The 22,772-nt window shown below is 43.9% G+C and carries 14 protein-coding genes; 1 reads left to right on the forward strand and 13 read right to left on the reverse strand.

The window, feature by feature from the left end; genetic code table 11:
- Positions 1-2: 2 nt before the first annotated feature.
- The 6 genes from T426_RS0117480 to T426_RS24165 form a co-directional block, all read right to left on the reverse strand.
- Positions 3-962, reverse strand: a complete 960-nt coding sequence (locus tag T426_RS0117480) for an ROK family protein (protein WP_025864982.1) — start codon at positions 960-962, stop codon at positions 3-5.
- Positions 963-973: 11 nt separating this feature from the next.
- A complete protein-coding gene (locus T426_RS0117485) occupies positions 974-1,780 on the reverse strand; it encodes a hypothetical protein (protein WP_027586046.1) in 807 nt (268 codons plus the stop codon).
- A 33-nt stretch (positions 1,781-1,813) separates the two neighbouring features.
- Positions 1,814-3,418 (reverse strand): RagB/SusD family nutrient uptake outer membrane protein, encoded by a 1,605-nt coding sequence (locus T426_RS0117490; RefSeq protein WP_025864984.1) that lies wholly within the window; start codon positions 3,416-3,418, stop codon positions 1,814-1,816.
- A gap of 12 nt (positions 3,419-3,430) precedes the next feature.
- Positions 3,431-6,877: a TonB-dependent receptor gene (locus T426_RS0117495; protein ID WP_025864985.1), complete on the reverse strand. Its 3,447-nt coding sequence runs from the start codon at positions 6,875-6,877 to the stop codon at positions 3,431-3,433.
- 84 nt (positions 6,878-6,961) lie between these two features.
- A complete protein-coding gene (locus T426_RS0117500; RefSeq protein ID WP_025864986.1) occupies positions 6,962-7,951 on the reverse strand; it encodes a FecR family protein in 990 nt (329 codons plus the stop codon).
- 115 nt (positions 7,952-8,066) lie between these two features.
- On the reverse strand, positions 8,067-8,663 hold the full coding sequence (locus tag T426_RS24165; RefSeq protein WP_234406755.1) for an RNA polymerase sigma-70 factor: 597 nt from the start codon (positions 8,661-8,663) through the stop codon (positions 8,067-8,069).
- Between the two features lie 757 nt (positions 8,664-9,420).
- Between T426_RS24165 and T426_RS0117520 the strand changes: the two genes are divergently transcribed.
- Positions 9,421-9,663, forward strand: a complete 243-nt coding sequence (locus T426_RS0117520; protein ID WP_025864990.1) for a hypothetical protein — start codon at positions 9,421-9,423, stop codon at positions 9,661-9,663.
- A gap of 209 nt (positions 9,664-9,872) precedes the next feature.
- Here the strand turns inward: T426_RS0117520 and T426_RS24170 are convergent, their stop codons facing one another.
- From T426_RS24170 to T426_RS24175, 7 genes are all read right to left on the reverse strand, one after another.
- Positions 9,873-11,498, reverse strand: a complete 1,626-nt coding sequence (locus T426_RS24170; RefSeq protein ID WP_036985489.1) for a beta-N-acetylhexosaminidase — start codon at positions 11,496-11,498, stop codon at positions 9,873-9,875.
- Between the two features lie 53 nt (positions 11,499-11,551).
- Positions 11,552-13,408 carry a beta-galactosidase gene (locus T426_RS0117530; RefSeq protein WP_036985495.1) on the reverse strand — a complete coding sequence of 619 codons (1,857 nt, stop codon included), beginning with the start codon at positions 13,406-13,408 and terminating at the stop codon, positions 11,552-11,554.
- 37 nt (positions 13,409-13,445) lie between these two features.
- Entirely contained in the window at positions 13,446-14,933 is a 1,488-nt protein-coding gene (locus T426_RS0117535; RefSeq protein ID WP_025864992.1) for an alpha-L-fucosidase, read from the reverse strand.
- Positions 14,934-15,022: 89 nt separating this feature from the next.
- On the reverse strand, positions 15,023-16,606 hold the full coding sequence (locus T426_RS0117540) for a RagB/SusD family nutrient uptake outer membrane protein (protein ID WP_199898630.1): 1,584 nt from the start codon (positions 16,604-16,606) through the stop codon (positions 15,023-15,025).
- 11 nt (positions 16,607-16,617) lie between these two features.
- The gene (locus T426_RS0117545; RefSeq protein WP_025864994.1) at positions 16,618-19,953 is read right to left on the reverse strand and encodes a TonB-dependent receptor; all 3,336 of its coding nucleotides are present in this window, start codon (positions 19,951-19,953) and stop codon (positions 16,618-16,620) included.
- A gap of 189 nt (positions 19,954-20,142) precedes the next feature.
- Positions 20,143-21,309, reverse strand: coding sequence for a FecR family protein (locus T426_RS0117550; protein WP_025864995.1), 1,167 nt, complete (start codon positions 21,307-21,309; stop codon positions 20,143-20,145).
- A gap of 105 nt (positions 21,310-21,414) precedes the next feature.
- On the reverse strand, positions 21,415-22,023 hold the full coding sequence (locus T426_RS24175; RefSeq protein WP_051538992.1) for an RNA polymerase sigma factor: 609 nt from the start codon (positions 22,021-22,023) through the stop codon (positions 21,415-21,417).
- Positions 22,024-22,772: the final 749 nt, after the last annotated feature.

Raw genomic sequence — 22,772 nt, forward strand, 5'->3', positions numbered from 1 at the left:
GGTTATTCGCTTAAATTGTCATCGTAACCTATTGCCAGTTTAGCCGCGCCATAAAGACCAGCCATTTCAGCGTTCCAGGAAGCTTCCAACCGAACCTGTTTCATAGCAATGGGCTGTCCCCATTTTACGGCCTCCTGATAAATTTTGTCAAGAAATCGTACTGCCTCGCCAAATACCCCTCCACCGAAGATAACCACCTCAGGATTTAGGATACTCACCAGATTCGCTACAGCCATCCCCCAGTATTCGATGGCATTGTCGATTACCTGAACCGCAATTTCATCGCTGTCATCATATGCACAGAACAGGTTATAAGCATTTACCTCCCGGGTCCGGAACATTCCCGAATAGTCAGGCTGCAAAGACAACAACTCATTCGCATACCGGGTCAGTCCATCTCCTGATGCATAATATTCAAAACACCCGCAGGGAATGTATTTATCCTCGTATGGTTTGTTGAGTGCAAGCCAACCAACGGCCCCGGCGATACCGCCGGGACCCTTGACAACTTCACCATCGATCATTATGCCGGCGCCGATTCCTGTTCCAACGGCTAGAAAAATGGCATTTTGACATCCCCGGGCTTTCCCTTTCCAGGTTTCCCCGAGGATATAACAAGCCCGATCTCCGGCAACTTCTATATCGATTTTCCTTCCTCCTATCGTTTCGGACAACTCACTCAATAGAGGGTAGTTATCCCATCCATCGATATTGGGCACCCAGACCGTTCCGGAACCGGCATTGTAGATTCCGGGAACCGAGATGCCAACGGCTCTCACCTGATCCGCGGACGAATCGCCAATTGTCAGCAACGACTTTAACTGTGATTGCATCAATTCACTGACCTCATTGCCTTTTTTCCCATGAAGCAATACCTTTCTTACATCCAGTATCTCTCCATCTTCAGAAAAAATAGCACTGATCAGTTTCGTTCCCCCGAGGTCAATTCCAATTACAGACATGGTTTTCGGTTTTAGTACCGGTATCCTTTTTTCTTAAATCGCCACACCCAACCCAGATTCTTAGCACTTCCGGCACAATCCTGGAACAGCACGAGTTCATTCTCATTCAGCAATTTTATCTCGTAAGTCCGGACATCAGGTACAAATACATAATCGTAGTCACACAGATCCATATCCTTCAGGGTGATGGTCATGTTGTCGGCATCAAACTCAAATTCGCTGCTTTTCGGTTCTGCCCCGGGAGACGTTGTTATCTTCAGGGTATTGACATCGTCGGCACGGCTGAAGAACAACTCATCTTCAAATCCGCCATCTGCCGGGTTGGTTCCATCAGCAACTGGAGACCACCAGAGTTCTTCCCAATTGGTAGGACTGGACAAATACCAATGTTGGGTTCCGTCTCCATAATCGGTGGCGTATACCCAGGTCACCCCGTCTCCAAAAGAGCCCACCAGGTAAGACAATGGTTCCGGGACTAACCCCTCCAAAACGGTCACCTCTACTTCTCTTTGGATACTGACAGTACCACCGTCTGTTACTACATCGCAAATGATATCTTTTTTGCCAAGGGACGTTAATTTGAGCGTGTCTGTTGTTTCGAAAGAACTCAGACCATCTGCCTTCCAAAGAACGATACTACCATCTTTGACAGAAACAGCAATCTCGTTGCTTCCCGGAGTTACACTCTCCACTTTCAGATCAATTTCCTGAGCTACCTCATCCGCGCTTTTCAGGACAGGAAGAGAATCCCTGTCCTCAATGGGATCACATGATGCAATCAGCATTGTGACAAACAGAAATATGAATATTTTTTTCATCTCTTTTTGAATTCTTAGGTTTGTATTGCTTTACTACCAGCCAGGGTTTTGTTCGAGAACGCCTTCCGACAACAAAATCTGGGATTCAGGTATCGGTAGAAACCCTTTCGTCTCAGGATTAAATGCTACCGAATACGTGGTTTGTTTACCTCCGGTAATAACCGGGATATTTGAAACGGCACTAAATGCTTTTTCAGCATCATGCCACCTAAGCAAATCGTAGTACCTTACTCCTTCAAATGCCAGTTCATGACGTCTTTCCATCTTGATATTGTCCAACGTTACGGGAACACTTGGCAAATGAACGCGGTCCCTAACATCATCGAGATACTCCTGGGCTTTGGTTGATCCCACTTCAGCCCCCATCAGCATGACATCCGCCAACCGCAGAAGGACTACTTCCTGAGTATTACAGGTCATGTTATCCTGTTTTTGATCAGGTGCATAAATCTGCGTGAACATACTTTTACTGGCTCCGTCAACCTCAATATTCACCGGCATGTATTTCTTCTGCCAGAGAAATGTTTCCTCTACCTGATCCGGTGATGAGACATACCCGATATTTTCATCATTCACATTACATATTGAACCAATTTTCCGGACATCATCGTCACTCCATGAATCCCATAACTGAGGATTAACCGGACCACATCCCCATCCATATCCAAACGGATAGGTATTTTGCATTCTCAATCCGAAAAACAGGTTAAAACGGTTACAAGTAGCTGACTGAATAGAGAACCGAATGGAGAACATCGCTTCGGTGTTTCCTCCTTCCTCACCTACCCAGGAAAGGTCATTATCTTTCGCATAGGGATACACATCGCCGGCATAGGCATAAGGCCATTGGTTACGAAAATCACTAGTCAACTTACGACCACTGTTGGCTACGCAATCGTCGATATAACCAATTACTTCAGCTTTGGTAACCTTACCACCCTCGGGTAACGGCAATTCAGTCTTACCATAAACGCCGGTATAAAACAGGAACACACGTGCCATATACCCTTCGGCAGCCCATTTGGTTGCCCGTCCAATATCATCAACCGAGTAAGGAGTATCCGGAAGTTTTTCGATTGCCTGTTTCAAATCCAGTGCAATCTGGGCATATAACTCTTCCGGTACGGCTTTGGGCAGGTTCTCTGGTTCTGTTTTCAGTACGAGAGGAACGGTACCGAACATCCGGGCCAAATCAAAGTAGAAAAATGCTCTCATAAACAAAGCTTCTCCTTCTAACCGGGCTTGTTGTGTTTCCGAGTCCCAATCTGCTACCTGCGAGATACTCTCCAGTAGCATATTGGACCGGTAGACTCCCTTATAATCCTGTTGCCAGGGAAACAAATACATATCATACGAATAGTTTTTAAAATCCGCTATCGCCTGAAGTTCCGGATCCACTGTACCACCGCCACCAAAACGGTCATCTGACATCAATTCAGAAACGAAGAAGCTATGTTTGAACAGGTTCGTTCCCGGATTCATCAGGCTGTAAATTCCGTATAGTGCTTCCTGAACATCATCAGGGGTTTTATAAAAACTGGTATTCACTTTCATAGTGAGTGGCTCCGTATCCAGAAAATTATTGGAGCACTGGCTGAAAATCAGGATGACACCCAACAAATAGAATATCTTTTTCATAGTCTGAATTTTTTAAAGTACAATGTTGAAACCAAACATGACCGTTCTCGGGCTTGGGTAGTAGCCTAAATCGATACCGGAGCCAAAACTCACTCCACCGTTGTACCCCACTTCCGGATCCATACCTGAATAGTTGGTAAACGTATACAGGTTCTGCACAGCGATGTAGGCACGTAGTTTTTGGAAAGGTAACTGACGATACAGGGTCTTGAAATCATACCCAAAAGAGACATCTGAAATTCTCAGGTAATCGCCATTTTCAATATATAAATCTGAAATGTTGGTAGCATTAATCGACGACAGTGTTGAAAGTTTCGGCAGCCGGCTCGATGTTCCTTCTCCATGCCATCGTCCAAAAATCTCGGTGGTATAATTATGACGGGGATAAATCCCGAAATCCCGGTAGGAACGAATAATTTGATTACCAGCTACCCCATTGGCATTTACCGAAATATCAAATCCCTTGTAATCGGCACCGATACTCATGCCAAATATAAAATCGGGGTTAGGATCGCCAATCTCAACTTTATCTTTGTCATCGATGATATTATCATCATTCATATTGACAAAACGGACGTCCCCCGGTGTTGCATCCGGCTGAATCAACTCTCCTTTAGAATTTTTGTAATCCAGCACTTCCTGTTCGTTTTGAAAAATCCCATCCGTTTTGTATCCCCAGAAATAGCCGATTGGCATTCCCTCTTCAGCCCGGAAAATCTCACTAGTTAGATCGGCCAAAATATTGGTGGGACCGTGAATAATTTTTTCCGAGTTAGCAATTCGGGTAATTCGGTTCCTGTTGTGGGATAAATTCGCGCCGACACGATAATGGAGCTCACCTATCTGATCGTTCCACTGTAGTGAAAATTCGACCCCGGTATTTTCCACGTCACCGCCATTGATATAGGGAGCTGTAGTTCCATAGCTTGCCAGCGCAGGAGCCCTGACCAGCCAATCTTTCGTGGTTTTCTTGTACCAGTCGAAACTGAATGACAGCTTACTTCCAAAGAACCGGGAATCTAACCCGACATCTGTCTGCTCAGAGGTCTCCCAGGTGATATCCGGGTTCGGCATGATACTCGGGTAAGCGCCAACCAGGCGGTTTGTTTTATCCAGTGTGTAATAGCTTGCATCGAAAGCGATGGATGACAAATACTGGAAAGAATCAATGTTCTGATTTCCGTTTTGTCCCCAACTGGCCCTGACTTTTAGAAAATCCAGCCACTTTTCTGTTCCTTTCATAAAAGGTTCACTGGATGCAATCCAGCCGGCTGCTACAGATGGGAAATATCCCCAGCGTTTGCCCCGGGCAAATTTTGAAGAACCGTCAGCCCGGGCAACCAGGGTCAACAGATACTTCTCGCGAAAATTATAGTTCAACCTTCCGAAATAGGAGAGCAACATGTTCTCTCCCCAGGGATAACTGGATAGCTGTGTATTTTTGGCATCTATCTTCTCCGCATTGATTAGGTAAGCATGCTCCAGATCATCGAATATACTGTTCACATTCTGACCGGTGATAGATTCACCGATACCATCCTTTTGTATAGTGTTTCCTGCCAATATGTTAAACTTATGCTCCCCTTTTATAGTGAAAACATAATTCGCGGTATTTTCAAACGTGTAACCGGAGCCCAGAGACATGCTGTGATAAATATCGCTTTCATTGTTAAAAGCACGCTCACTCAATCGATAAGCCGGGACGTAGCTTCTATAGCTTGAGCCCGAAAGAGAATAACCAAAACTACTTTTGATGGTTAAATCCTTTATAGGTTGCAGTTCTGCGAAAGCACTCGCCAGCAACCGGTGATTTTTGGAGATATTCCGACTGTTATAATCCATCACTCCTACTGGGTTAGCAACTCTGACATCCCATGCGTCGATGGCGTAGTGGTAATTTCCTTTGTCATCGTACAAAGGCATCAGGGGAGTAGTAGATAGCATATTCCGGATGGCATTGTTGTACATACCGCCGATGGCAATACCGGACTTTTCATAATAACTATAGACAATGTTTTCACCGATCTTCAGAATATCCCGGTTGTTATGCTGATAGATGATATGCTCCGTATTTACCCTGACGTTGTATCTGTCGTAAGAAGATGCTACCGGCTTACCCAAGATTCCATCCTGCGAAGTGTAGGAGAAACCGATGGAATAAGATGAACTCTTCGTGCCTCCGTTAAATCCCAGTGAGTGGTTCTGTATCGGGGCATCTTTAACCGTGATGGCGTCCAGCCAGTTGGTTCCTTTACTTTTTCCACTCTCAATATCACTCCAGTTGGGAATAATACTGGCATAATCATAAGGCATCAGCTTATCATTGATCCGCGCCTCATTCATCATGGCTGCATATTCCGGGGCATTCAACAAAGGCACCGTTTTATACAGGTTCTGAAGCCCGTAATATCCGTCATATGTAATGGTTGGTTTTGTCTCAAATCTGCCTTTCTTCGTCGTTATAAGGATAACACCGTTTGCCGCACGGGAACCGTAAATGGCAGAAGAAGCCGCATCCTTCAGAACATCGATAGACTGGATGTCGGATGGATTGATAAAATCGATATTCGATACCGGAGTTCCATCAACGATGAATAAAGGCGTTGCGTTACCAATGGTTCCCATACCGCGAATATTGATATTGTAACTTTCACCGGGCTGTCCTGACTTTTTTACTATCTGGACCCCTGAAGTAAAAGATTTCATGGCATCGACGACGGAAACCGTCTTGCTCTGTTCAATATTTTTACTGCTGATCTGCGAGGTAGCACCGGTTACCAGCTTTTTCTTTTGTACACCATACCCAATGGCTACCACTTCCTGTAAACCGACCGTTTCGCCTTCCATCACCAGGTTAATCGTCGTCTGATCTTTTACCTGGATTTCCTGGGTTTTCATTCCAATGAAGGAGAAAATCAGAACAGCATTCTCCGGAACATTGCCTATCGTATAATATCCGTCCGGACCAGTCACCGTACCATTGGTCGTACCTTTTACCACGATGGTAACACCCGGTAGCGGTTCTCCGGAAGTATCCGTTACTTTCCCCGATATAGTATGCTGCTGTTGTGCAATGTCATTATCGGACGTTTCGGTCTTCGGATATATGATAATATTCTTTCCGGCTAGTTTATAAGTCAAACTGGTACCCCCCAGCACTTCACTCACAACATCCGGAACACTATCGCCGGAGAGATTCACCGAATTTCTGCCAACCTCGCGTATCTGTTCATTCTGATAGAAAAAGCGATAGTCTGATTGCTCTTCAATTTGATTGAAAATCTCCCCCAACGTCCCGTTCACCACGTTCACTGAAATTTTCGAATTCTGGGAGTATGACGATGCAGAAAAGACATTGAGGACCAGGACAAAGATTAAGAAGGTCGTTAGTTTCATAACTCGCAATAATTGTGTCCACCTGAATTTGGCCAGGCAGTCAGGAACTCGTTTTTTTTTCATAGTTTTGGATGGATTTATTCATTTAAATCAATTGCGTAAAGGTGATAGTTCGTTGGCGCGGGCATCACCTTTATCTTTTTCTGTTTAGCGCTGTGTTTTCAGCGCAAGTCGGATTGTTTTGTTATTTATGTCATAAGCAATAGGAATTGTTAGATTAATAAATTCAAGCACTTTCCCGATCGTTAGGTTATTAATGGTACCGGTATAGTGAATACTGTTAAAGGCTTCCTTGTCATAAACAAAGGTCACCGCATAATATCGTTCCAATTTTTGGATCAACTCATTAAAAGAGTCATTGTCGAAAACCAGGATTCCTTGTCGCCATAAAATCTCATTCTGCACATTGGCTTTCATTTTCGTCATCACATGAGTGGTGGGCCGGTAGACCACTTTTTCTCCAGGTTTCAATTCAATCGGTGATTTTCTTCCGGTCAACAACATTTCGATTCTGCCCGACAATAAGGATACCTTGTCAAACTCGGCCCCCGGATAATGGGATACATTAAATTTGGTACCCAGGACCCGAACTTTGGCATCACCCGTTTCGACAACAAAGGGATAATCGCTGGAGTGCTTTACTTCGAAATAAGCCTCCCCATTCAGGTAGACCTTCCGTTCCCTACGATCAGGATGGTACCTCACTTCGGTCTCGGCATTCAGCCATACGATACTGCTGTCAGGCAAGGTAACTTTGCTTTGCTGACCGGCTTGCGTGGATACTTCTACCCAGTTGCTCTTATAGAAGAGATTGGATTTCGAAATGAAATACGATGAAACGCCGGCAATTGATATGAGCAAAATGATTACAGCAGCAATCTTTGAGAAACTGAAAAATAGTGAACGCTTTCCTTTTGTTACCACGGCCGGAGTGATCCGGGTCAGCAACCTTTCTCTTGCATGCGTCAAAAGACCCGATGACTTCTCTTCTAACGGATGACTCCAAAAAGTTCTGAGGCTACCCAGAAATCTTGAGTTATCCTCAGACTTTCTTTCCCATCGGGACAGATCATCCAACTCATCTTTGTCAGCAATGTTCAGCAGGTAACGGGCAATAATTTCTGAAATATCCTTCATCCCAAATGGTTAGTGTTTGATATAAGGACACCACTTTCGCTAATTTTCCCCAAAGAAATTTTAAAATATTTCAGGCACGAAAGAAAGAAAGCAACCGAACAAGCTATTTATCAGCCTATAACGAAAACAAAAAAGAAGTAAGTCCCCTGGAATTCTTTGGATTGGAGAGATCAATATTTAGCTTCTGTGCAATTTTTTGAACGGCAATAGCAATCTGATTGTCCACCGTCTTGACGGAGATATTCAGGATGTGGGCCGCTTCATTCCGGTTAAGCCCGTCTTCCCTGAGCAATTTAAAGATCATCTTGCATTTAGAAGGAAGCTGGTTCACTGCTTCATTCAACCTCGCAAACATCTCGCTCTCGATAAGTTCATTCTCAGCTGAGGGCTCATAAGTCATCAGCTGTACCGAAAGATCGTCCAGCATATTGAAAGAAAAACCACGCTCCGATTTTAGAATGCTGATGGATTTATTCCTTACCGAGATGTATAAATACGTCTCTATGTTGTTGATGTGCTCCAGACTATTTCTCTTTTCCCACAGCCTGAGAAAGACATCCAAAACTACTTCTTCGGCTAATATTTCTGATTTGAGAATGGTTATAGCAAAGGAAGTCAACCGGGTAAAATAGCAATCAAAAAAATTCGTAAACGACGTCTGCGACCTGTCATTCACGAACCGTTGAAAACAATATTTTCCTTTGCTTATCACGTTAATTTGGTTTCACACATGAAATTGCATACAATGTTACTATCTTAAAGTCATAATACCAATTTTTGTAAGATATGTGATCTCAGGAAATTGAAATAAACATAATAGAGCAAAATAAATCCATAACCCATATCGAAAATAAAAAGAGACGACGATTGTGCGGCAGTTTCGAAAGCAAAAAGACAACTGATCAATCTATCCCAATTATTTGTCTGTGTTTTCTGCCTTTTATAGCTAAAAGAGAAAAACCTACAATACTCTATAATTGGCCTAATCTCCCCTCTTTTTTGGGCGTACCATTTCAAGAGAAATTTTGTGATTCGATAAAATAAGGGGCATTTCCTAAAACAATTCTTTGTCGAACCGAATAGATAATCACCTCTCATCCGACAATAATTTTCCCCAGTGTGCGCTATGTATTCCTGGTACTGCCAGCCTTTATTTCGATGCTCCATAAGCTGGCAGATTACTATTGCCTTTTATCTGAAAGAGGGCCACATATTGTTCGAATCTTTTGTTATTGAAACCCTTTCTCCTCAATAGTGAACGTATTCCTAACCTTCCGGCCCTCTTTCTTTGGCAATTTTTTCTGAAATACGACTTTTCCCTAAAGCTTTTCAACCATTTAAAGGGCTCCCCCCAACCGAAAGCAATGAATGGATGCGTGTCGAAAGCATCATTCCCGGAAAAAGACTCACTCGAACCTTTATAGCGCATGCCTGCATTTAACCCCTAAAAAAATATTGAACCAACAGGCATGCATTTCTTCTTCAAGCCTCTTCCTGTCAGGTCAAACCCTTGCATTTTACTTGTTCGATATCCAATCAACGGTACCGATTGCAGCGATGTATTGTACCAAATTATTACCAGCGCCTGCGTCTCTTCAACCAAGAGTGTCACCATTGAAAACAACGCTTATTTAGCCAAACCGGAAACACAACTCGCGGCTGTCACCGAAAAGCTGCTGGTGGAAGCCCATGGTGCTTCGGGTTGTGAGTAAATGATACAATCAGTGATTCTATTGATAGAGAAATCCGAGGGACAGAGCGGTCTGTTTTTCGGATTTTTTGTATGAAATTGACAAACACTTCGCCATTTCAACAAAAAACCCGCCAGATTAATAACCTGACGGGACTGTTTGGTTTACGATACCATCGTAATCACTCTATGCGAAAGAATAATTTTTCAATTCTGAATGAATAACCTGCGTTATTTGAACGCATCTTTACAATAATTGATTCCATAGGCATCATAAAGCTTAACCTCAGAGCGCATTCGCTTCAGGAAATCATCGTAGTTACGGCTCGCTTTCGGCGACCAAAGGACTTCAGCCAATGCTGCCATACGAGGAAATATCATGTACTCAACTTTAGCAGGCGTCTTCATGTACTCGGTCCACACATTTCCCTGCGAACCCAGGATGTATTTGTACTCATCCGGAGCCAATTCTTTAGGTACCGGCTCATAGCTGTATACCTTCTTCAGCGGTGTAAAACCTCCAAAAGCAATCGGTTCTGATTCAGGCTTTCCCTGATAGTGGTCGAAGTAACAATACCCGCCGGGGGTCATAATCACACTGTGGTGTGCCTGAGCTGCGGCAATTCCGCCCTTTTCGCCTCTCCACGACATAATCACCGCATTGGGTGCCAGACCTCCTTCTAAAATTTCATCCCAGCCAATCATCTTCCGTCCGTGGGCATTCAGGAATTTCTCAATACGTTGCACGAAATAGCTTTGCAGCTCTTCCTCATTCTTCAATCCCAGTTTTTTCATACGAGCCTGGTCATAAGGACATGCCTTCCAACGTGTTTTCGGACATTCATCGCCACCGATATGAATGTATTGACTGGGAAACAACGCCATTACTTCGGTTAGCACATCTTCCAGAAATTTGAATGTCTTTTCCTTGCCGGCACAGTAAACATCATCGTATACACCCCATCGGGTACCCACCTGGTAAGGACCTCCGGTACATCCCAATTCAGGATAGGCGGCAAGTGCAGCCATGGCATGACCGGGCATTTCTATTTCCGGAACTACCGTTACATAGCGTGCCTTCGCGTAAGCTACAATCTCTTTAATCTGGTCCTGCGTATAGAAGCCTCCGTAACGCTTTCCGTCATACTTACTATCTTTCCCTGGATGTCCAATCAACGTTTCTTTCCGCCACGCTCCTACCTGTGTCAGTTTCGGATACTTCTTGATTTCAATTCGCCACCCCTGATCGTCGGTAAGATGCCAGTGAAACACATTCATCTTATTCATCGCTATATAATCGATGTACTTTTTGATAAATGAAACCGGCATAAAATGACGGGAAACGTCCAGGTGCATCCCCCGCCATGAAAAACGGGGCGAGTCTTCAATCTGTAACGCCGGGAACGTTACCTGAGCTAGCTGCTTTTTTGAGTGTGGCAAAAGCTGAATGAGCGTCTGAACACCATAAAACAGGCCGTTCGGTGCCGACGCTTTCAGAACAATTCTCTTTGGATTGATGGAAAGTGTATAGGCCTCTTTGCCCAAATTCAGATTTTTATCCAGGCTAATAAAAACAGTTTTGTCAACCGGAAGATCTCCTACCTCCACTTTATTCTTTAACCCGTAGAAATCACTGAGGTGTGCCTGAAGAAATCCCGCTATTTGCTTTATTTCTGCACTGTCTTCATTCACCACGATCGGCGTCTCTGCATTTAGCTCAAAAACACCTTTCTCCTGAACCATCTTGGCAGGTTTGGGAACAATGTTTATTTCCGGCTGTGGAGCTTCTTTCGTGCTACATCCGTTCAACGCCGCTACCACTACGAATAGCCAGACCATCCTTATCATCAACTTCATCTGTTTATATTTTATTTTTTTAACTACACACCCCTATTGGGGCAGAATTCCCATCACTGCTTCTCGCCTAAAATGGGCTTATCGGTGAATGAAATAGTTGAATGAGGCTTCTTGCCCAATTGTTCAAATATGACAATTTGATTGGCTCCCTTTTTCAACCAACATCCGGGAACATAAAGAGTATGCTGTGGACCAATATGCCAATAGCGTCCCAAATTATGACCGTTTACAAATACCACACCTTTCCCCCAGTCGGACATATCAAGGAACGTATCTGCCGGTTTATCCACTTTGAATGTCGTTTGGTAAAAAACCGGCCTTCCTGTTTCAACCTGCTCGTTTCCTACACTCGGAGCAGTGTTCAGTGGCATTTTAAACATTTCCCAATGTCCGGCTACCTCCGAGCCGTTTAAACTGACCGGTGAAATAATTCCTTTCTTATTATGAATCAATTCGGCCCCGTAGTTAATTCGACCAAGGTTTTCGACCAATAAATCCAGTGTTCCATTAGCTGGAATCTGAACAGGCAGCGCATATTTATTGAATACGCGATTCAACTCTCCTACTTTCTTCCCGTTCACATAAACCACCGCAAAATCACGCAATCCATCCACCTTTAATGTCCCTGATACAGCATCTGAGAATTTCTTTCGGTAAAGAACATAGCCGTAACCTTGTCCCAATTCCTCGAAGGTTTTGGGCTGATTGGCAACAACCGGTTGTTGTTGTGTCAACCAGTTCAGAGCATCCATGTGTGCCTTTAATGGCTGGGAAGCATACTTCATTACCGGTATTCTTTCTGGTACCGGAGGCAAAGCGTGATGCAAATATTGCTGCATGGTTTGCCTGATAGCCATGTATTTGGGAGTCGCCCAACCCGTTTCACTAATCGGGGCATCATAGTCATAACTGGTCAGATCCGGCTGAATGTCATGCTTATCATTGTAGTTGGCCCCGGAGGTAAATCCAAAGTTTGTTCCCCCGTGAACCATGTAAAAGTTAAAGCTCACGCCGGCATCCAGGTATTTCTTTGTCTGCTCGACAATCTTTTTTGTGGGAACACGGACAAACGGTTCGCCCCAGTGGTCCAACCAACCGGGATAAAACTCTGCGACCATGTACGGACCTTTACCGTCGTGAAATTTGTTAACTGTCTTTTTGAGATTAGCGACATCATTTTCCCCGTTGGCGGCCGGTAAAACACCCGGAATGGCACCGCCTTCGAACAACCAGTCACCATCAGCCGTAAAATACGGTGCAGGAAAACCACTCTCTTTCAACAAATGAAAGATGGCCATCTTATAGGCTTCATGCTCGGCTGCGGATACCTCTTTTTGCTGTGCCACATAGGAACCAAACTCATTCTCGGTTTGCACTAAAATAATGGGCCCTCCCTGGTCGGCAAATAAGCCATTTAATTCCGCATGCAAATGCGTAAAATAGGTTTTACACGAATCGAGGAACGCTTTATTATTGGTACGCAGATGCAATTCGGGATTATTCTGCAACCACCAGGGAAAACCTCCGTTCTCCCATTCGCCACAGATATACGGGCCGGGACGAAGAATGACATTCAAGCCTTCTTCACCTGCCAGTTTGATAAATCCTGCCAGATCGTGATTCCCGGTCTTAAAATCCCACACGCCCGGCGATGTTTCATGGTAATTCCAGAAAACATAGGTCGCAACGGTGTTCATTCCCATCGCTTTCAGCATCTGTAACCGGTGTTGCCAGTAGGGCTTCGGAATTCTGGAATAATGCATCTCTCCGGAATGAATCTTCAGTACCTGGCCGTTCTGCATAAATTCCCCTCCACGAATAGTCACTGTGGCATCCTGAGCACTGGCGCGACCCAAATTGCTGAATATCAAGAGAAGTACAATGAGACCTGTAAGACTTATATTTTTCATTTTCATAAGAATTATCTGTTCCGGTACCTGAGTAATATTAGTAAAGACTTACCCTGGAGATGACCGGACAAGCTTTCGAGTCGAGGATAGTAACTTTCACCTTGTCTGTCGTTACCGGTTTGAATTTCAATATCCGCTTGTACCCGATGGTTGTTCCCTCAGCTATTTGCTTCCATTGTCCGTCAATCCAGGCTGAAACGGTAAACGATTTAACCCGTTGGCCTAATTTAATGTATTCCTGCAATGCGACATAACCGATTGTTTTGGGTTCTCCTAAATCAAGTGTCAGCATTCCCGTTTTTATTCCGTCATCGGTAGCCCAGTAAGAATCCTTATTTCCGTCGACCACATTTTTGCCGGCATATTCCGATGAGTTGCCCCGCATCTCTGATGCTTTCACGTTGCAGTTTAAAGCCAGGTCGGTGGCAAACGTTTGATCAATCAATTTCTTCCAGCCCAAAAGCGATTGAACATCATTTTTATTGAGCAAACCGTCTCTGTCGGGCGGCACGTTCAACAACAGGTTAGAACCCCTCCCCACCGATGTCAGGTAAATATGAAACAGTTGCTCAGGTGTTTTTACCAGCGAATCTTCTTTCGAATGATAGAACCAACCGGGACGAATCGATGTATCCACTTCCCCCGGAACCCAACTGGTTCCATCCGGAGAACCGGTTTCCAACAATTTACTTATACCCGCTTTCCCGGCATACAAGGTATCTGTCGTGATGGTATTCCAGTTCGTCGTATCCATGAATCCCTGTTCATTTCCGCACCACCGAATATCCGGGCCGGCATCACTAAAGAAAAGGACATTTGGTTGGATGGCCCGAATCATCTTCAACGTAGTGGGCCAGTGATAATAGGTCGCCCGGTCAATTTCCCGTTTCTCATTGGCTCCGCCATAATATCCCGTACCGCCGTTAGCCCCGTCGAACCACATCTCGTATATCGGACCATAATTGGTAAACAGTTCCGTGATCTGATTTCTGTAGTATTGAATATATGAGGGTTTCCCGTAATCGGCTCTGCTCCTGTCCCAAGGCGACAAGTAAACACCGAATTTCAATCCGTATTTTTTACAGGCATCCGAAACGGCTTTAACGACATCGCCATGTCCCCCCATAAACGGACTATTCTTAACACTTCTGTCGGTATACTTCGAAGGCCACAAACAGAAACCGTCATGATGTTTACACGTCAAAATAACTCCTTTAAAGCCTGCCTCTTTCAACACCTTCATCCACTGATCGGGATTGAAGCTAACCGGATTGAATAACTTCGGTGATTCGTTTCCATATCCCCACTCCTTATCGGTAAAGGTGTTGATTGAAAAATGGATGAAAGCATTCACCTCCATTTCCTGCCATTTAAGTTGTCTTTCAGTTGGTACCGGAAGCACCGGCTTGGGTGGCGCTACTTTTTCCTGTTGACAGGAAAACAATGCCAACAGTAATAATGAAACGGCTAGTTGGCTAAATATGAAAAGGGGCTTGTTCTTTTCTTTTGAAGATTGTCTTCTCATCTTATTCACGTTAAATCATTTCGGTGAAAACAATTGGCTCATCTCCGTTTTGCGACAGAGATGAACCAGTTGTTATGCTAAAAGAAAAATTACCAGTTGGGATTCTGCGTCAGATTTTTATTCAAATCGACTTCGCTTTGCGGAATCGGCCAGAGATAATCGCGTTGCGGATTGAACTGCCGGTTCTCTACCAATACGTGTTTCTGGTAGTCACTACGAGCACTGTTCCAGTAGTTCAAAATTCCATACACATCACCAGGCATCACATTTTCGGCAATTTTCCAACGGCGAATATCAAACAAACGCTGTTCTTCTTCCGCAAATTCAACTCTGCGCTCCTGCCGAACGATTTGTCGCATGGCCGTCTGTGACTGGCCGGTCGGAATCGGCGGCAAATTAACATCTGCGCGTCCCCGAACCTGGTCGATAGCATCATAAACCGATTGATCGATGTCATTCATCTCAATCTTCGCTTCGGCATAAGTAAGCAGTACTTCCGGATAACGAAGAATGATTATATCGTTGGTTGAGTTTCCGCTCCAACCTCCGTCAACCGTCGCCGGAATATATTTTTTATAATAATAGCCCGTGTACGATGCATTGTTCTTACCCAGTCCATCAGCTGAATTCGGATCCGTAATATCAATGGTATCGCCGTTCAGGACACCGCCCGGTACCACGATGGTCATCTTTAACCGGGGATCACGATTTTCAAACGGATGCTGAGGATCATACAGTGATGATTGATCGATCGTTTTTCCGTCGGTACATTCGTAGGCATCTACTAATGACTGTAAGGGAACGATTTCCGACCAACCTCCGATTGTCGGGCCTCCAATCCATGTGGCCAAAGCACTCTTGTAATTGTCGGTATACTGGGCCGAAAGGATGATTTCCGAACTATGTTCGTTGGTTCCGTTAAACAGACTCATGTAATCCGGGTCAACCGTATACACATTCATGTCCATCACCTCCTTAGCAGTAGTAGCAGCAGCAGAATAATTACCATTATACAAATCGATTCTCGCTTTCAATGCCAGTGCTGCACCTTTTGTAGCCCGTCCGAACTGATCGCTGGAATAGGAAACCGGCAAATAGTCCGCAATCTTCGCGAGTTGTGCAGAGATTGAATCCATCACAACGCTGGCACTGGTTCGGCTGACGTCATATTGATCGGGGTTGGTTTGCGGTGATGTAATCCACGGAACGTCACCATAGAGACCTACCAATTGCTGATATGACCAGGCACGAATAAAAGTGGCTTCGCCAATCAGTTGATTTCTCAAGTCGGCATTCATATCCGGGACTTTACCGATGTTGGCCAGAACGTTATTAGTATTGGCAATACTTTTATACATGAAAGACCAAAAGTGATTGAAAGTCCCCAATGTAGTTGTTGCACTTCCGTTTCCGGCATACATGATATCACATGGCCAGTTAGACCAGGCATAGCTATCATCGGTTGCACAGGTCAGAAAAGTCCTCCACCAATCGTCACCTCCCAGGAAGCGGTAACAGCCCGTAACAGCCTGCACGGCATTATCGGAGTTGACCCAGTAGGTGTCGGTGGTCAGTGAATCGGTTGGTTGTTTGTTCAGAAAACTTTCATCACAGGCAACCAATAAAAAGAGGCTCAGTAGAATGAAGCTGTATTTATATATATTCAATTTCATGATTGTCAATTTTAAAAGTCCACATTAACGCCTAAAGAAAATACCTTTACCTGAGGGTAGTAGCGACTGTCATCAGGATTCTCCGGGTCGATGCCATACTTATTCAGCTTCGACCAGGTAACCAAATTCTGGCCTGACACATAAAAACGGCATCTGTCAATACCTACGGTTCGGTCGAATGATTTCGGAAGAGAGTAGCCAACCTGCAGATTCTTTAGTCTTAAGTATGCTCCATTTTTAATCCAGAATGAGGAAGAAACATAGTTGTGAGAATAGGACGTTAACCTTGGAAATGAAGCGCTCGTGTTGTCCGGTGTCCAGCTGTCGAGATGCAACTTTTTGAAATTACCGTCCTGACTGATGGGTGCTCTGTTGGATTGAACCGTTGTCACATCAACTTTTCCGACTCCCTGGAAAAAGGCAGAAAGATCGAAATTCTTGTACACAGCATTGATGTTCAATCCATAAGTGTACCGCGGAATATTACTTCCAATAACGGTACGATCAGAAGCATCAATCTTTCCATCGTGGCTCAGGTCCCGATAAATCAAATCTCCGGGAGCAACATTACCGGGCTGGGTAGCATGGTTATCAATTTGATCCTGGCTTTGGAAAATACCATCACAAACATATCCGTAGAATGCTCCGATAGGCTCACCAACATGATACGCCTGGATCACATTGTCATTGTTCGAACTTTCCCAATCGGCATTTTTCAGGTCGGTAATCTTATTCTTTACATCAGAAATATTGAACTGCACATTGTATTTGAACTTCTGCTGTATGGCGCCTTTGTATCCGAGAGAGAATTCCCAACCCTTGTTTTGCACACTTCCTGCATTCTGATATGGAGCATACTGACCGACCGTTTCGGGAATAGGAAGTTGCAGCAGAATATCGTTGGTATTCTTCACATAGTAGTCAAAGGAGAAGTTCATTTTACCCTTCATGAACATGGCATCCAAACCAATATCGCTCATCTCTGTTGTTTCCCAGCTAATGTTGCTATTGGCAGCTGTCTCTATCCTAGCCCCGGGATTCAAGCTACCGCCAAACGGGTAATCATATCCCAGAACCATCACTGATTGGTACGGATAATTACCTAATTCCTGGTTTCCTAATTGTCCCCACGATGCGCGAAGTTTAAGCTCACTCATGAAATTAATACCATCCATGAAAGGCTCCTTCAACAATTGCCAACCAGCTGAAAAAGACGGAAATGTTCCCCACCGGTTTGACTTCGAAAACCGGGACGAACCATCACGACGTATATTGGCCTCAAACAAATATTTATCATTATATGAATAATTCACCCGCCCAAAATAGGAAAGCAGGCCATAGCCATATGAATAACCGTTATTTTTTTGCGAAGCCGGGTCGCCACCAGCCAGTTCGGAGAGTACATTTAATGAGCCGTTATTACGGTATCCGTACAGATAATTGGTGTTATCGTCTATTTTGGAGATACCACCTAGCAATCCTACATTGCTTTTTCCAACTGAAACATTGTACCGTAGTAGCGACTGCAAATTATAGTAAAAGTCTCCATAGTTCTTTTTGCTAATCTGGTCTGAACCTTTTACGATTTCATTTTTGGTGAAGAAATTAACGTACGTCAGCGCTTTGTCATTATAGGTATTGTTGGTAACATTATAATTTACCATCGCATTACCGGAAAGCTCCAGACCTTTCAATATCTCGTAACTCAGCCGGAAATTGCCACTAAATACATCATCGTTGTATTTATAAGAACCTCCGTCGGATTGAAGGCGAACGGGGTTGCCATCACCTCTGGCCACCCCCCAGGTTCCGTCAGAATATTTAACCGGAAGTGTTGGATTGGACATGATAGCCTGGCTAAACTGGAACCAAATACCGTCACCTGTATTTCCAGTATTTCCCTGCGGCTCGCTGCGGTCAGAAAAATTCCCCGACACATCCGCATTAAATTTCAATTTATCGCTGATGGTCACATCCGAATTCAAGCGAACCGTTACTCGTTTGAAATTCGCCTTTTTTACTAGCCCTTTTTGATCTAAATAGTTGGTCGAAAAACGGAATTTCGCCTTATCACTACCGCCACTAATGGCGATACTGTGCTGTTGTTGAATACCGGAGCCTTGTAAAATTTCATCCATCCAGTACACATCCGGATATTGATCCTTATTTCGATTCGGATCGTTGTAAGCGGCAATATCTGCATCAGTAAACTTGGCACTTCCACCAGAATTCAAACTTAATTGGTTGACCAATTTCATGTAGTCCTGTGCCCCGACGAAATTCGGCAACTTGGTTGGCTTCTGTACCCCAACATATCCGTTATAGGAAACTTTAATCTGATTGTCTTTTCCCCTTTTGGTTGTAATTAAAATCACACCATTTGCAGCGCGTACACCGTAAATAGATGAAGCAGCAGCATCCTTCAATACCGATATGGAAGCAATATCGTTGGGATCGACATCATTGATATTGTATTCCATTCCATCGACCAATACCAAGGGGGCATTCTTGTCAGGTGTGTTATTATCGGTATTCACAGTTCCAATTCCGCGAATATGGATCGTACCGGCATCAGCACCCGGCTGTCCGCTACTTTGTGTGACGGTAATACCCGGTGCAACTCCCTGCAGCGCATTCGACACCTGCGCAACCGGCTTTTTCACAATATTATCACCATCTACAGTGGAAAGAGATCCTGTTACATCCACTTTTTTCTGTACTCCATATCCAACGGCAACTACCTCATTCAGCCCTACAGCTTCTTCCTTCATCACTACATCCAGCGACGTTTTTCCGTTCAGGGCTACGTCGACCGACTTCATTCCAACGAAAGAAAAAGTCAACATAGAACCGACCGACACATTTGTCAAACTAAAGTTTCCGTCCGCATCCGTAATGGTTCCGTGCGTCGTTCCTTTTACGATAATGGTAACTCCCGGAATTGGCCTGCCTTTTACATCGTTTACTTTCCCGGTGATTGTTTTTGTTTTGGTTTCGGGCTGCGGCGATTGCATCTCTTCATTTCCGTTCTTCGGCTTCACCTCATCCCGCGGACCAATGACAATCTGCCGGTCGAAGATATGATAGGTTAAATCGGTTCCGGCAAGAACCTGGTTCAGTATTTTATCGACTGAGCTATTTTCCGTGTTAACATTAACCTTTCGGTTGATATTAATTTGATTATCCTTATAGAAAATAATAAACTCACTTTGTTGTTGAATCTGGTCAAACACCTGACCCACTGTACTGTTTTCCAGATGGAGCGATAGTCTCGTATTTTGTGCATACGAACTCGATGCATAAATATTTCCTACTCCAAGCAGAAGAATGAATATCGTTAGTTTCATAACTCGAAATGTGTGCACACATAAATGAGGAAAATGCGCACAGTTTTGTGTTTTTTTCATAGATTTAACCTCCTTGAATTAAATTAATATTGCTAATCTACTTACGCGATGTTAGTTGCTAGTTTGCGGGTGTTGGCGCATCCGCAAACTTTTTGCTTTCTGATTTCGTCAAGTCATACGATATAGTTTTTAGTTAATAATTATCTCATCTTTTGTACATGAAAAGGTTAGCGAAGTCGTTTTTTGGATTACCTTCAACACGTCTTCAGGTGTCTTTTTCAAATCCAAACTACCTGAGAATGTTTGCTCTCCCAGCTCCGTATTTTGTAGCTTAATTTCCACATCGTAATAACGGGCCAGCTTCTTCAGTATATTATCAAGCCTTTCACTTCTAAATACATAATATCCCATCCGCCATGACAAGTAATCGGCAGGGTTCACACGCTTTTCGGATATTTCTTTTTTACCTGGATTGTATATCGCCATATCGCCTGGAGAAAGTTGAGTCTTTTCCTTGTGCAGAAGGGAATTCCCCTTGTAGCTGAGTTCAATCTTTCCGCGCTCCAGAACAGCACTCGAATACTGGTCATCGGAATAAGCACTGACATTAAATACTGTCCCCATCACCCTGACAGTGAAATCACGGGAATTCACCAAAAATGGCTTGACATCGGAGTGTTTCACTTCAAAAACAGCTTCTCCGTCGATGTAAACCTCTCTTTTGTTTTTGGCAAAAACAGCCGGATACACTAAGCGAGTGCCGGAGTTCAACCAAACATTGGTGCCATCCGACAAGGTGATTTCCGTTCTTTTTCCGTACGGGACAACAACGGTGTTGTACACAATTTTCTTCGACTCCAACGATTGCTTGACCTTCTGACTGGCATCGATACTGATATCCTTACCATTTTGGCCATACTGGATTTTCGACTGTTTTTTATCGATGCGAATCTCCTGGCCGTTCTGCAAAATCAGACGGGTATCTCCTACCGGCAGGGCAACCGAAGTATTTTCAGCAAATTTGACAACGGCAGGTGTTTCATGTACCTGACTGTACCACAGCACACCGACAAAGCCGATAATCAGTATAGCCGCTACAGCCGACCAAACCCGCACCCGCCTGGACCTTCGATACTGGTTGACTGAATCAACTATCTGACTTTTTAAAACACTCTTTTCATCATTGGGCAACGATGTTTTTGAATGATTGATCAGGTAATAATATATTCGCCGGGCCAGCTGCCGCTCACGCACTTCGTCCTCGCTTTCATCTGCGTTTTTACCGTAAAGCACATCGGAAGGCTCGCCATCCTGCATCAGGATGTCTTCGGCCTTTATTTTTGATTTTTCCTTCATTTATATTCGTCCTTTACTTAAACAAAGGAGGAAATCTCAAAAACATAGACACAAAAATGTAACTTTTTTACACACAAAAAGCACAAACAACTATACTACAATGCCTTAAGAAGAGAATATTCTTCCAAAAAGGATGAGATAAAAGGAAGGATTCTCCTTCTGAATACATTCCCGAAGGGTTTTTAAGGCACGGTAAACATTTGTCCGTACCGATTCGACCGATATACCCAACAGCTCGGCAATTTCAGGGTACGAAAAATTTTGATCGAATTTAAGGAAAAGAGCCTCTTTCTGATGTTGGGTCAGTTTCTCCATAGCCTTCTCCAGTATCAAATGATTCTCATCCTTTGTCTCCTGCTCGACGATTTTTTTCTCGGCCCCAATAACAAATTGCTCCCGCGTCAAAATAACATCCTCATTGTACATGACAGAAAGGAGCTTCTTCTTTCCTTTTTTGTGAATTTTTCGCTTCAACGAACGGAAAAGATAAAACCGGATGGAATCGGTATCGGAAAGTTGATGTCTGTACTTGTAGATATCGAGGAACAAATCGTGAATGCAATCTTTGACAAATTCTTTGTCTTTCGAAACACTGATACCAAAGGAATATAGCGCGTCGATATTCTGATCATAAAGCCAGTAAAAAGCTTCATCATCTCCATCCTTGAATCGTTTCCATAGAAAGTAGTCTTTATTCCTTAGTTTCTGCACCATTGCTAAAGCCCCGAATTTCAAGATTGAAATGAGTGAAGCTTTAAAAATAGAAATATTTTTCAGAGAATCTTAATACCTCCTGCAAATCCCCCGCACAAGTGAAATAAATGCCTATATTACAACACAGTACACCAATTGTCATCTGCCTTTCACAGAAACATCAAAAGAGGGTCTCACCCAACCGGAAGAGATGAATGGATGCGTGTCGAAAGCATCATTCCCGGAAAAAGACTCACTAGAACCTTTACCTTTATAGCGCATGCCTGCATTTAACCCCTAAAAAACTACTGAACCAACAGGCATGCATTTCTTCTTCCGGCTTCTCCCGGCCAGGTGAAAGCCCTTGTATATTTTGATAGTTTCTGTAGTTACTGTTGTTATGGTTGTTGGAAGAAGTATTAAGTTTTAAGAAAGACGAAAGACTGCGGACCTGAACCTTTCACCTCTTAATTATTCATTACACATTATTCATTGTTAATTGATTTAAGGGTTTCAAAATTTCAGGTTGCGCTAGTTGCGAGCTTTGACGGTTGTTGGTTATTATTGTTACTGTTGTTGCTGTTGTTGCGCTTTTATCAACACCTCCCTCCTTTGCGGTCGAAAAAAGGTTGTTATTTCAAACAATGACATCCCGCGACCGCCGGTTACGCGTACTTGCCAACCCGGGGTGGCTAAACCTCACGGTTTCTTACCCCGGGCTATGGAGCTTGAACTCCTTCAGAGTTTGCCGACCAATTGGCCTGATTGAG

It is taken from the genome of Prolixibacter bellariivorans ATCC BAA-1284 (assembly GCF_000621705.1).
In the GTDB taxonomy this organism is placed as follows: Bacteria; Bacteroidota; Bacteroidia; order Bacteroidales; family Prolixibacteraceae; genus Prolixibacter; species Prolixibacter bellariivorans.